The sequence below is a fragment of the Rhodovulum viride genome (assembly GCF_003265965.1).
In the GTDB taxonomy this organism is placed as follows: domain Bacteria; phylum Pseudomonadota; class Alphaproteobacteria; order Rhodobacterales; family Rhodobacteraceae; genus Rhodovulum; species Rhodovulum kholense.
In genome coordinates, this window is the sequence record NZ_MUAV01000027.1 from 14,067 (window position 1) to 25,420 (window position 11,354).

The following is an 11,354-nucleotide window of genomic DNA, read 5'->3' on the forward strand; positions in this document are numbered from 1 at the left end:
GTTCCGTGCAAGTCGCGAACGAATTTTCCCAAGCCACGCAAAATGGTTGCGCTATCAGTAAAAAAATCGAACTATGATTGCGCTAACGCCTCTCCAGTCCCTGTTGTTTCATGGAAGCGTCATGTTATAGCCGCGCCGACCGAAGTGCGGTGGCAAGGAGCACAGACCATGGAATTCGGACGTGTGAACCCCAATCAGCGCCTTGAGACCCAGGGCATCGAAGGGCTGAACAAGGTCTATTACAACCTCTTGGAACCGGCGCTGGTCGAAGAGGCTCTCAAGCGCAACGAAGGCACGCTGGGCCAGGGCGGCAGCTTCCTCGTGACCACCGGGGTCCACACCGGCCGGTCGCCCAAGGACAAGCACGTCGTGCGCACGCCGGACGTGGTCGACCACATCTGGTGGGAAAACAACCGCCCGATGGAACCCCAGGCCTTCGACCGCCTGCATGCCGACATGCTGGCGCACCTGAAGGGCCGCGAGGTGTTCGTCGAGGATCTTTATGCCGGCGCCGATCCCGACAACCGTCTGGATGTGCGGATCGTCACCGAGATGGCCTGGCACGGCCTGTTCTCGCGCCACCTGCTGCGCCGCCCCGCGCTGGACCAACTTGACAGCTTCGTGCCCGAATTCACCATCATCAACTGCCCCAGCTTCAAGGCCGACCCCGAGCGCCATGGCTGCCGCACCAAGACCGTGGTCGCGCTGAACTTCGCCAAGAAGCTGATCCTGATCGGCGATACCGAATATGCGGGCGAGATCAAGAAATCGGTCTTCACCCTGATGAACTACATCCTGCCCGGCAAGGGCATCATGGCGATGCACTGCTCGGCCAACCACGCCAAGGACAATCCGGTCGACACCGCGATCTTCTTCGGCCTGTCGGGCACCGGCAAGACCACGCTGTCGGCCGACCCGGCCCGTACGCTGATCGGCGACGACGAGCATGGCTGGTCGGATAACGGCACCTTCAACTTCGAAGGCGGCTGCTATGCCAAGACCATCAGCCTGAGCCCCGAGGCCGAGCCGGAAATCTATGCCACCACGTCGAAATTCTCGACCGTGGTCGAGAACATGGTGTTCGACCCGCATACCAAGGAACTGGATTTCGAGGATGACAGCCTGACCGCGAACATGCGGTGCGCCTATCCGCTGGACTACATCTCGAACGCCTCGGAAACCTCGCTGGGCGGGCATCCGAAGAACATCATCATGCTGACCTGCGACGCCTTCGGGGTGCTGCCCCCGATCGCACGGCTGACGCCGGCGCAGGCGATGTACCACTTCCTGTCGGGCTTCACCTCGAAGGTCGCAGGGACCGAGAAAGGCGTGACCGAGCCCGAGCCCACCTTCTCGACCTGCTTCGGCGCGCCCTTCATGCCGCGCCGCCCCGAGGCCTACGGCAACCTCCTGCGCGACAAGATCGCCAAGCATGGCGCGACCTGCTGGCTGGTCAATACCGGCTGGACCGGCGGCGCCCATGGCACCGGCTCGCGGATGCCGATCAGGGCCACCCGCGCCCTGCTGACCGCAGCGCTCGATGGCTCGCTGAACGACGCCGAGTTCCGCAAGGACCCGAATTTCGGCTTCGAGGTGCCGCTGGCGGTGCATGACGTGCCCGAAGTTCTGCTGGACCCGCGCCGCACCTGGGCCGATCCCGAAGCCTATGACGCACAAGCGCAGAAACTGGTCAGGATGTTCTCGGAGAACTTCGCCCAGTACCTGCCCTTCATCGACGAGGATGTGAAAGAAGCTGCCATCGGCTGACCCTTCGTTTCTGAAGTCAAATGGAAAGGCCCGGTCTCGCGACCGGGCCTTTGCCGTATCCCTTGGCCGCGTCGCGGCCTGGATTGGGTATTTGACCCAAGAAGAAGATCAGTCCTGCGACCAGCGGCCGAGCACGTCCTCGTCCGCGTCTTTCGCCGCGACCCAGGCTGCGCCGTCAGCGCCGAATTCCTTCTTCCAGAAGGGGGCGCGGGACTTGAGGTAATCCATCAGGAATTCGGCCGCGGCGAAGGCATCGGCGCGGTGCGGCGCCGCGGTTGCGACCATCATGATGGTCTCGCCGGGCGTCAGGCTGCCATGGCGGTGGATGACGAGGCAGTCGAGAAGCCCGAAACGCCTCGTCGCCTCGGCGGCGATGGTCTCGAGAGAGCGTTCGGTCATGCCGGGGTAATGCTCAAGCTCCATCCGAGCGAGCCCGCCATCGTCGCGCACGATCCCGGCGAAGGTGACGATAGCGCCTGCGTCGCGGCGGCCCCGGGCGAAGGCGCCAGCCTCGGCGCCGAAATCGAAGGGGGCGGACTGGACGCGAATGTCCATCTCAGCCGCCGGTCATCGGCGGGAAGAAGGCGACCTCGCGCACGCCGACAAGCGGCGCATCGAAATCTGCGAGATCCTGATCGACCGCGACCCGCAGCGCCGAGAGATCGGCAAAGGCGGCGGCATAGCGGTCCTCGCGGGCGGAGAGTTCCTCGACCAACGCCGCGACGGTCGGGGCCGCGGTCTCGATCCGCTCTTTCGGCAGGCCGATGCGTTCGCGGACCCAGGCAAAATAGAGCACGTCGATCATCGCGCCTTTTCATCCCTCAGATAGGGCCAGGACTTGGCGAAATAGTCGGCCCCGGTGATCAGGGTCAGCGCCGCGGCGGCCAGCAGCAGCGCGGTGCCCAGCCCCTCGATGGCCGCATGAGGCAGGATACCGTGGGCGATCAGCACCGAGATCGCGATCATCTGTACCGTCGTCTTCCATTTGGCGAGCTTCGTGACCTTCAGCCGTCCGGCCTGGGCGCCTAGAAACTCGCGCAGGCCCGAGACGAACACCTCGCGGAAGACGATCACCGTCGCGGCCAGCGTCAGCCAGGTCGGCATGCCGAACTTGGCCACCACCACCAGAAGGGCCGCCAACACCATCGCCTTGTCGGCGATGGGGTCGATCATGGCGCCGAAGCGGCTGGTCAACTGCCAGCGCCGGGCGACATAGCCATCAACCCAGTCAGTGACCGAGGCCCCGACGAAAAGCACCAGCGCCACCCAGTCGGCGACGGGGCTGTCCCAGAGGAAATAGACCAGAGGGAACAGCGGCGCGGCCGCGAGGCGCAGCACCGACAGGATATTGGGGAGAGTCCATCTCATGGCCGGGTCATAGCGCGTCAGCCGCGCTCATGGAAGAAGCCGTAGATGGTTTCGGCAAGGCTGTCGGAAATTCCCTCGACCGCCTTGAGGTCGGCGAGGCCAGCGCGGCTGACGGCCTTGGCGCTGCCGAAATGGGTCAGAAGCGCGCGTTTGCGGGTGGCGCCGACGCCTGGGATCTCGTCGAGGGGCGTTGCGCCCATGGCTTTCGCGCGTTTCGCCCGGTGGGTGCCGATGGCAAAGCGGTGCGCCTCGTCGCGCAGGCGCTGCACGAAGTAAAGCACCGGGTCGTTATGCCTCAGCGCGAAGGGGCGTTCGCCGGGGCGGTGGAATTCCTCTTTGCCGGCATCGCGGTCGATGCCCTTGGCGACACCCACGACGGGCAGATCCTCGACGCCCAGATCGGCCATGATCTCGGCCACCGCCCCCACCTGCCCGGCGCCGCCGTCGATCAGCAGAAGATCGGGCCAGGTTTCGCTCGCGCGGTCGGGATCTTCCTTCAGAAGGCGCTGGAAGCGACGGGTCAGAACCTCCTTCATCATGCCGAAATCGTCGCCCGGGGTCAGGCTGTCGCCACGGATGTTGAACTTGCGGTACTGACTTTTCAGAAACCCCTCGGGACCGGCCACGACCATCGCGCCGACCGCATGGCTGCCCTGGATATGCGAGTTGTCGTAGATCTCGACCCGCTTTGGCGGTGCGTCGAGCCCGAAGGCCTCGGCAAGCCCTGCCAGCAGCTTGCCCTGGGCCGCGCTTTCCGCCATCCGCCGCCCGAGGCTTTCGCGGGCGTTGCGGGTCGCGTTCTCGACCAGTTCGGCCTTCTCGCCCCTCTGGGGCACCGCCAGCTCGACCCGGCGCCCGGCCTTCTGCGACAGCGCCTTTTCCATCAGTTCGCGGTCCTCGATGTCATGGGACAGCAGGATCAGCCGGGGCGGCTCCTTGTTGTCGTAGAACTGGCCGAGGAAGGCTTGCAGCAGTTCCGGCGCCTCGGCGCCGCTGCCGGTCTTCGGGTAATAGTCGCGGTTGCCCCAGTTCTGGTGCGCCCGGATGAAGAAGACCTGCACGCAGGCCTGCCCGCCTTCCATGTGCAACGCCACCACATCGGCCTCGGCCACGCCGCGGGGGTTGATGCCCTGCGCCGATTGCACCTGCGTCAGCGCCCTGATCCGGTCGCGCAACCCGGCCGCGCGTTCGAACTCCATCGCCTCGGACGCCGCCTGCATCTCCACCGCCAGCGCCTCCTGCAGGCCCGAGGACTTGCCTTTCAGGAAATCCTCGGCATCGCGCACCGAGGCCGCATAGTCCGCCTCCGAGATCCGCCCGACGCAGGGGCCGCTGCACCGCTTGATCTGGAACAGCAGGCAGGGACGGCTGCGGCTTGCAAAGACCGAATCCGTGCAGTTGCGCAGAAGGAACACCCGCTGAAGCTGGTTCAGGGTACGGTTGACGGCGCCCGCACTGGCGAAGGGACCGAAATAGGCCCCCTTCTCGGTCTTGGCGCCGCGATGCTTGCGGATCTGCGGGAACGGATGATCCTTGGCCACCAGGATGTTCGGAAAGCTCTTGTCGTCGCGCAGAAGCACGTTGTAGCGCGGCTTGAGCTGCTTGATGAGGTTCTGCTCCAGAAGCAGCGCCTCGGTCTCTGTGCGCGTCGTCAGAAACATCATCGACGCGGTTTCCGAGATCATCCGCGCGATCCGGCCGCTATGGCCCGACGGCTTGGCGTAGTTCGAGACCCGCTTCTTGAGGTTGCGCGCCTTGCCCACGTAAAGCACCCGGCTTTCGGCATCGAGCATCCGGTAGACGCCCGGCGAATTGTCCAGCGTCGCCAGATAGGACTGGACGCAGGCATGGCCTCGGGGGCGCGGGGCGGTATCGGGGTCGGCGGTCGGGGTCATCGCTCAGAGATCGTGATTCCGGTGACTGCCTGCAACGGGCATTGGCCGGAGGCAAGGGGAAACAAATCCACGACTTCTGTGGATAAGGTTGCGGATAAGCTGCGGGCGTCTCGAAATTTTCATTGTTTTCCGCCCAACTCCTCGGTTTGCCCGCTTTTTGGGCAGCTTTTCAAGGCATTGATTTCAAATGAAATTATTTGACGCCGCGGCAAAACGTTGATATTGTTTAAGAAATCATTACGAAACTGTGACGCTCGCATGACGCGTGGAAAAGCTGACGCAGCGGCGTCCTGCAAGGGTCTTTCGACGCAAGTTCCTCGGCCCCGGTTCACCCCGGAAGATCACGGTCCCCGACGCAGATCACCTGCCCCGTGACGGCCTTTGCCGCCAGCAGATAGCCGAGCGCGGCAGCGGCCTCTCGACCGCCCGCAAGCCCCTTCGGCGCGCGGCCCCGCCCCGTGACCGGGATCGCGTTGGCCCGGAACCCCGCGTAGGGGTCGTCGGCGTTCCGGGCCCCGCGCAGGGCCTCGCCCACGGCGATCGCATTCACCCGGATCGCGGGGGCAAGCGCCTGGGCAGCCGTCCGGGTCAGGGCCCAAAGTCCCGTCTCGGCGATGGTGTAGGTCGTGAAATCCGGCGTGGGGCTTAGAACCTGCCGGTCGATGACGTTGACGACCAGCGCCTCGGCCCGCGGCTCGCCCGCCGCGTCGCGTCCGGCCTCCGGCGCCTGGGCGGCGAAGGCTTGCATCAGCACGAAGGGCGCTCGCAGATTGGCCCCGATATGGCGGTCCCAGCTCTGGCGGGTCGCGGTCGGAAACGTGTCATGCTCGAAAACCGAGGCCGCGGTCACCAGCACGGTCAGCGGGCCGCCCAATGCCTTGGCCGCGCGGGGCACCAGGGCGGAAGCCGCAGCCTCGTCGAGGAGATCGGCGTCGAGCGCCACCGCGACGCGCCCGAGGGCGCGGATCTCGGAGACTGTCCGGGCGGCGGCCTCCGCGCCGCCTGCGCAGTGCAGCGCCACGTCATGGCCGTCTCTGGCCAGATGCACCGCCAGCGCCGCGACCAGCCCCGGTGCGCCGCCCATGACGAGCGCCCGGCCGGTCACAGCAGAAGCACCCCGGCATAGGCCGCGTAGAGCAGGAAGAACACCGCCCCCCAGGCGCGGCCCAGGGCCAGCTTCCAGACCACGAAGGGCGTCAGCAGAAGCGCCGCCCCCAACATGATCCACAAATCGAAGCGCAGCATCTCGGGCGGCACCGCGATATCGCCGAAGAAGCTGGCCATGCCGATGATGGCCAGCAGGTTGAACATGTTAGACCCGATCACGTTGCCCATCGCCACGTCGGCCTGGCGGCGCAACGCCGCCATCACCGTCGTCGCCAGTTCGGGCAGCGAGGTCCCGACGGCGACCAGCGTCAGGCCGATCACCGTGTCGGACACGCCGATTTCGTGCGCGATGCTGATCGAGGCATCGACCAGCAGATCGGCCCCCAGCGGCAGGCCCAGAAGCCCCAGCACCAGAAACATGCCGATCTTGAACCAGCCCAGCGACGGGTCGGCGCCCTCCACCTCTTCGGCCTCGTCCGCGGCCGCGCATCGGGCGGCCTCGGCGGCGACCGCGGCCTCGCGCCGATGGTTGCGCGCCGACAGGAACGCATCGACCAGCACGAAGCCCAGCGCCAGCATCAGCCCGATGCCGTGGATCCAGGTGATCGGCCCGATCATGCAGACGAAGAGGAAGAAGAGCGTCGATCCGACCATCAGCGCATAGGTGCGCCGCGTGTCGCATTCATCGGTGCGAATGCCGGTCATCAGGGCCGGTATCCCCAGCACCAGCAGCACATTGGCAATGTTCGACCCGACCACGTTGCCCATGGCGATGCCGGGCGAATTGTCCAGAACGGCCTTGATCGAGATCAGGAGTTCCGGCGCCGAGGTCCCGAAGGCCACGATCGTCAGGCTGACGATCAGCGCCGGAACCCCAAGGCGCAGCGACAGGTTCACCGCGCCCTTGACCAGACTGTCCCCGGCCAACAGCAACAAGGCCAGCCCCAGTCCCGCGTTCAGCAGATCGCTTGCCATCCGGCCCTACCCCTTGCCGCAGGGGCAGGGCCCGCTGCCGATCCTGAACCGCCCGCAGTGCGGACATCGAGCGGGGCGGCGGCGCCCCAGGGCGAGCCCACCGCCACGCGGGCGCGGCAGACGCAGCTTTCCGAACATGCCGAGAACGGCCATTCCGACGAGAAACAGTAGCGCGACCTTCAGCAGCATGGGCTAGAGACCGTACCGCGACCAGAGAAGCCGCGCCTCGACCTCGTCCACCACAGCGGCAACGCCCGGGGCGCCCAGCCGCGACAGGAGCCCCCGCCGCGGCGTATGCAGCGCAAAGCGCACCTTGTCGCCGAAGCGCTCCTTCATCTTCGGCACCAGATGCCCGATGCCGTCGGCCAGACCGACCTCGACGGCCTGTTGCCCGACCCAGACATCGCCGGTGAAGAGATCGCGGTCGGTCTTCAGCCTGTCGCCGCGCCGGGCCCGCACATGTGCCTTGAAGGCCTCGTGAATGGGCTCCTGCAGCTGGATCAGCCGGGCCACGTCCTCGGGCTTCTCTGGCTTGAACGGATCGAGAAAGCTCTTGCTTTCACCCGCCGTATGGACCCGCCGCTCGACCCCGTACCGCGCGATCAGGTCCTGAAAGCCGAACCCGGCATAGATCACCCCGATGGATCCCGCGATCGACGAGGCATCAAGCCAGATCTCGTCGCCCGCGCAGGCCAGCCAGTAGCCGCCCGAGGCGGCCACGTCCTCGACAAAGCTGATGACGGGCGTGTTGCGTTCCTCGGCCAGCCGCCGGATGCGCGCGGCGATCAGCGCGCTTTGCGCGGGCGACCCGCCCGGCGAATTCACGATCAGGGCGACCGCATCGGGCTTGCCCTTCTTGAAGGCCCGCTCGATCACCGGAGCGAGCGCGACATCGGACAGCGTGTTTGCGCGGGCCGAAGCGGCAATCGTGCCGGAAAGACGGACGACCGAGACGAGCGGATCTGATTTGACGAAGGGAAGCCACCGTTTCATGTCTTCGCATGTAGAGCGGCGGAAAGCGGCGAACAAGAGATGGCCGCAATTGTGCTGCGATTGCAGCGGCACGCCTTGGCGTCAGTCGGGCACCTGCCCCCGGAATCTGTGCCATTCCCGGCCGCACGCACGGCGCCAGACCGTCTTTGACCGCCCTGCCCGGCCCGGCGGCAAGCGTCAGACCCTTTCAGGGCTGCGGACGGCCAAAGACCTCGGTGCCATCCCGGCGATGGGCGCGGCACGCCCGGCCGGACGCGGCGCCGTAAAGGGATGCCCGGCGAACCGGGACCTGACGGGGGGCTTTGGACGACCGATCTGGCTGCAGGGCGACGTTGGAGGGCACCGGGTTTGCCCCTGTTCCACCGGAAACTCGCGATCAGGCCTTGCGCTCGGTCCGGTTCAGGTACCGGCACTGCCACCGAGAAACCGTCCAGTTCGGATGGTCGCGCACCCATTTCGCAAGCTCGGGCTGGGCGCCCATCATACAGGACATCGGCGAGACATCGGTGAAGATCAGGCTGCGCTCTTCGCAATTGGTCTGCGACAGGCTCATGCACGCAACAAACAGCAATTCGACCATGGCGGGACCTCGATTGTCAATTCAGCCCTTGGTATTGCATCTTTCCATTTTGGAACGGTTAAAGTTCCAGCCGGACCGTTCCAGGAGAAGCCGGTGTCTCCGACTGCGCAAATCGCGGAGAATCCCGAAAACGCGCCTCTTTGCCCGGCGCCTGCCTCATCTTCGGGCGCTTTCGCTGCGACGCAGCATGATCCTGCCGCGCCGCCGCGCCGGGCTGTTTCGCTGAAAACGAGACTCGCGGCCGGGGCCGGCATGATCGGAATGGTCGCGCTTCTGTCGAGCGCGCTGACCGTAGTCGGCATGGACCGGGTCGGCGACCGGATCGCGGCATCGTTGCAGGCTGAACGCCGGATCGCCCGCTACGCGGTGCTGTCGACCGAGGTCTCGACCTTCCTCGTCGTGGCGGCCGAGGCGATCCAGTCCGGCCTGCCCCCCGAGGCCCGCGCGGCCCGGCTCTCGCCGGTGTCCGCGGACCTTGACCGGACGTTCGACCTGATGCGCAAGGACCTTGCGGCGGCCGTCGACGAGGCCGCAGCACTCGGGCTTGCCGAACAATCGCGCCGCGCCACCCAGGGCATTGCCATCGCGCGGATGGATGCCCTCTTCGGGACAGCCCGCGCCGGGCTGACCTCGGAGACCCGGGACCGCGAGCGGCTGCAGGGCGTCCTGAACGGCTTTGCCCATGCGTTCGACCCGCTGCTGAACGAGGCCGTCGGCGACGAGATCCGCACCCGCGACGCGATCCTGACCCGGATCGCCGCCCTGCGCCGGACGCTGACCGGGCTTGCGCTCGCGGTCGCGGCACTGGCGGCGGTGATGGTGGGCGGCTTCTATCTGGGCCTGCTGCGCCCGCAATTCGCCCGGCTCGACCGCGCCCGTCATGCGACCCGCCGGATCGGCGCAAGCGATTTCGCCGCCGATCTGCCGGAACGCACCGCCGACGAGATCGGCCAGCTTTTCGCCGAGACCAACCGCGCGGCGACAGCGCTGGCCCGCGACCGCGCCCGACTGAACGACACGATCCGCGCCCGCACCGAGGACCTGCGCGCCGCCAATGCCGCGCTGGCCCGCATCGACGAGGATCGCCGCCGGTTCTTTGCCGATATCAGCCACGAGCTGCGCACGCCGTTGACCGTGATCCTCATGGAGGCCGAACTGGGCCTGAAGGGGGCTGCCCCGCAGGACGCCTTCGCCACCATCCAGGGGCGGGCGCAGCGGCTCAGCCGACGGATCGACGATCTCCTGCGGGTCGCGCGGTCCGAAAGCGGCCGGATCGAGCTGTGCCCCGAACCGATGGATCTGCGGATCGCGCTGGCCGAAGCGCTGGCAGAAACCCGGCCCGAGCTTGAGGCAGCCGGGCTGGAGGTGACCGTGACGTCGGGCCCGGCGCTTCAGGTGACGGGCGATCCCAACTGGCTGCGCCAGGTGATCGCGGGTCTTGCGCGCAACGTCCTGCGCCACGCCCGCGAGGGCGGCCGGGTCGGGTTCTCGGTCGGGCCAGAGGCGGGCTATGGCTGCGTCCGGGTCGTCGATAACGGCCCCGGCATCCCGCAAGAGGACCGCATCCGCGTTCTGGAACGGTTCGGCCGTGGCAGCGGCGCCCCGCCCGGCGAAGGCTTCGGCATCGGTCTGGCGCTGGCCCGCTGGGTGCTGGACCAGCAAGGCGGCCGGATCGCGATTGAAAGCCCGGTGCCGGACGGCTTTCGCCTCGGCACGGCCCCGGGTACGCTGGTCAGCGCCTATGTGCCCCTTGCCGACTGAGCCCCGCCGATGACCGCCACCCCCCGGCCCTCTGTCCTGATTGTCGACGACGACCCCGAGATCACCTCGGCGCTTGCGCGCGGGCTGGCGCTGCACGGCTATGAGGCGGTCTGCGTCCACCGCGCCGACGAGGCGCTGGCGCAGCTTGGCGCCGCCCGCTTCGCCGCCGCCATCGTCGATGTCCGGATCGGTTCCGAAAGCGGCATCGCCCTGGTCCGCGCGCTTCGGGCTACGGGGAACCGGACCCCGGTCGTCATGCTGTCGGCGCTGAGCGAGGTCGAGGATCGGGCCGCCGGGCTCGATGCCGGGGCCGACGACTACATCGCCAAGCCGTTTTCCTTCGACGAGCTGGTGACCCGGCTGAAGGTGCAGGAACGCCGTGCCGCCGGGGCGCGGCGCGATCCGGTGCCGCGGCTCGATCCGGCCACGCGCAGCCTGCACGGCCCAGAGGGCAGCGTCGCGCTGACCGAACGGGAATTCGCGCTGCTTGAATGTCTCTGGACCCATCGCGGCCATGTCCTGCCCCGCGCCGCCCTGTTCGACCGGCTCTGGGCGCGCGAGGGCACCAGTTCGGAAAACGTGGTCGATGTCTATATCGGCTATCTGCGCCGCAAGCTCGCCCCGGCCGCCACTTACGGGCTCGAGATCAAGACCCTCCGCAATCGCGGCTTTGTGCTTCAGTTGACCTCGGACTAAGCCGCTTTCGTCGCCCGATCCTTAATTTTTCTTAGAACATAGTCTTTGACCGGCATGCGGTTCCGCCGGACACTCTGGATCTGTTCCAAGACCGACTCTGGGAGGAGATCACATGAGCTGGAAGACCCCCGTCATCCGCGAAATCGAATGCGGCATGGAAATCAACATGTACGGCCCCGACAGCGGCGAAGACGACGGCGTCCTGTTCTGAC

At 66.8% G+C, this 11,354-nt stretch carries 12 protein-coding genes; 4 read left to right on the forward strand and 8 right to left on the reverse strand.

The features are described 5' to 3' along the window. Positions 1–168 precede the first annotated feature (168 nt). Positions 169–1,767 (forward strand): phosphoenolpyruvate carboxykinase, encoded by a 1,599-nt coding sequence (locus tag BYZ73_RS17740; RefSeq protein ID WP_112317042.1) that lies wholly within the window; start codon positions 169–171, stop codon positions 1,765–1,767. A gap of 108 nt (positions 1,768–1,875) precedes the next feature. On the opposite strand, the gene BYZ73_RS17745 is transcribed toward BYZ73_RS17740, so the two are convergent. The 8 genes from BYZ73_RS17745 to BYZ73_RS17785 form a co-directional block, all read right to left on the reverse strand. Next, the gene (locus BYZ73_RS17745) at positions 1,876–2,322 is read right to left on the reverse strand and encodes a molybdenum cofactor biosynthesis protein MoaE (protein WP_112317044.1); all 447 of its coding nucleotides are present in this window, start codon (positions 2,320–2,322) and stop codon (positions 1,876–1,878) included. Position 2,323: 1 nt separating this feature from the next. Next, on the reverse strand, positions 2,324–2,572 hold the full coding sequence (gene moaD / locus BYZ73_RS17750; RefSeq protein ID WP_108028742.1) for a molybdopterin converting factor subunit 1: 249 nt from the start codon (positions 2,570–2,572) through the stop codon (positions 2,324–2,326). Further along, positions 2,569–3,135, reverse strand: coding sequence for a CDP-diacylglycerol--glycerol-3-phosphate 3-phosphatidyltransferase (pgsA, locus tag BYZ73_RS17755; RefSeq protein ID WP_108028741.1), 567 nt, complete (start codon positions 3,133–3,135; stop codon positions 2,569–2,571). The genes moaD and pgsA overlap by 4 nt, the downstream gene beginning before the upstream one ends. A 17-nt stretch (positions 3,136–3,152) precedes the next feature. Further along, complete coding sequence (gene uvrC, locus BYZ73_RS17760) at positions 3,153–5,030, reverse strand: excinuclease ABC subunit UvrC (protein WP_112317046.1); 1,878 nt, start codon at positions 5,028–5,030, stop codon at positions 3,153–3,155. Between the two features lie 328 nt (positions 5,031–5,358). Next, the gene (locus BYZ73_RS17765; protein ID WP_425451097.1) at positions 5,359–6,135 is read right to left on the reverse strand and encodes an SDR family NAD(P)-dependent oxidoreductase; all 777 of its coding nucleotides are present in this window, start codon (positions 6,133–6,135) and stop codon (positions 5,359–5,361) included. Further along, positions 6,132–7,112: a calcium/sodium antiporter gene (locus BYZ73_RS17770; RefSeq protein WP_112317049.1), complete on the reverse strand. Its 981-nt coding sequence runs from the start codon at positions 7,110–7,112 to the stop codon at positions 6,132–6,134. Before BYZ73_RS17770 ends, BYZ73_RS17765 begins: the two co-directional genes overlap by 4 nt. Positions 7,113–7,304: 192 nt before the next feature. Next, positions 7,305–8,105: a S49 family peptidase gene (locus BYZ73_RS17780; protein WP_112317050.1), complete on the reverse strand. Its 801-nt coding sequence runs from the start codon at positions 8,103–8,105 to the stop codon at positions 7,305–7,307. A 376-nt stretch (positions 8,106–8,481) separates the two neighbouring features. After that, a complete protein-coding gene (locus BYZ73_RS17785; RefSeq protein ID WP_342768222.1) occupies positions 8,482–8,658 on the reverse strand; it encodes a hypothetical protein in 177 nt (58 codons plus the stop codon). A 279-nt stretch (positions 8,659–8,937) separates the two neighbouring features. Between BYZ73_RS17785 and BYZ73_RS17790 the strand changes: the two genes are divergently transcribed. The 3 genes from BYZ73_RS17790 (at position 8,938) to pqqA (ending at position 11,353) form a co-directional block, all read left to right on the forward strand. Beyond that, the gene (locus BYZ73_RS17790) at positions 8,938–10,446 is read left to right on the forward strand and encodes a sensor histidine kinase (protein ID WP_112317052.1); all 1,509 of its coding nucleotides are present in this window, start codon (positions 8,938–8,940) and stop codon (positions 10,444–10,446) included. A 9-nt stretch (positions 10,447–10,455) separates the two neighbouring features. Continuing rightward, positions 10,456–11,142, forward strand: a complete 687-nt coding sequence (locus BYZ73_RS17795) for a response regulator transcription factor (protein WP_112317054.1) — start codon at positions 10,456–10,458, stop codon at positions 11,140–11,142. A gap of 112 nt (positions 11,143–11,254) precedes the next feature. Continuing rightward, a complete protein-coding gene (pqqA, locus tag BYZ73_RS17800; protein WP_075784616.1) occupies positions 11,255–11,353 on the forward strand; it encodes a pyrroloquinoline quinone precursor peptide PqqA in 99 nt (32 codons plus the stop codon). The last annotated feature ends 1 nt before the right edge of the window (position 11,354 follow it).

Coding starts and splice junctions, on each gene's coding strand:
- BYZ73_RS17740 (WP_112317042.1), top strand. CDS start 169: ATGGAATTCGGACGTGTGAACCCCAATCAGCGCCTTGAGACCCAGGGC.
- BYZ73_RS17745 (WP_112317044.1), bottom strand. CDS start 2,322: ATGGACATTCGCGTCCAGTCCGCCCCCTTCGATTTCGGCGCCGAGGCT.
- moaD (WP_108028742.1), bottom strand. CDS start 2,572: ATGATCGACGTGCTCTATTTTGCCTGGGTCCGCGAACGCATCGGCCTG.
- pgsA (WP_108028741.1), bottom strand. CDS start 3,135: ATGAGATGGACTCTCCCCAATATCCTGTCGGTGCTGCGCCTCGCGGCC.
- uvrC (WP_112317046.1), bottom strand. CDS start 5,030: ATGACCCCGACCGCCGACCCCGATACCGCCCCGCGCCCCCGAGGCCAT.
- BYZ73_RS17770 (WP_112317049.1), bottom strand. CDS start 7,112: ATGGCAAGCGATCTGCTGAACGCGGGACTGGGGCTGGCCTTGTTGCTG.
- BYZ73_RS17780 (WP_112317050.1), bottom strand. CDS start 8,105: ATGAAACGGTGGCTTCCCTTCGTCAAATCAGATCCGCTCGTCTCGGTC.
- BYZ73_RS17785 (WP_342768222.1), bottom strand. CDS start 8,658: ATGAGCCTGTCGCAGACCAATTGCGAAGAGCGCAGCCTGATCTTCACC.
- BYZ73_RS17790 (WP_112317052.1), top strand. CDS start 8,938: ATGATCGGAATGGTCGCGCTTCTGTCGAGCGCGCTGACCGTAGTCGGC.
- BYZ73_RS17795 (WP_112317054.1), top strand. CDS start 10,456: ATGACCGCCACCCCCCGGCCCTCTGTCCTGATTGTCGACGACGACCCC.
- pqqA (WP_075784616.1), top strand. CDS start 11,255: ATGAGCTGGAAGACCCCCGTCATCCGCGAAATCGAATGCGGCATGGAA.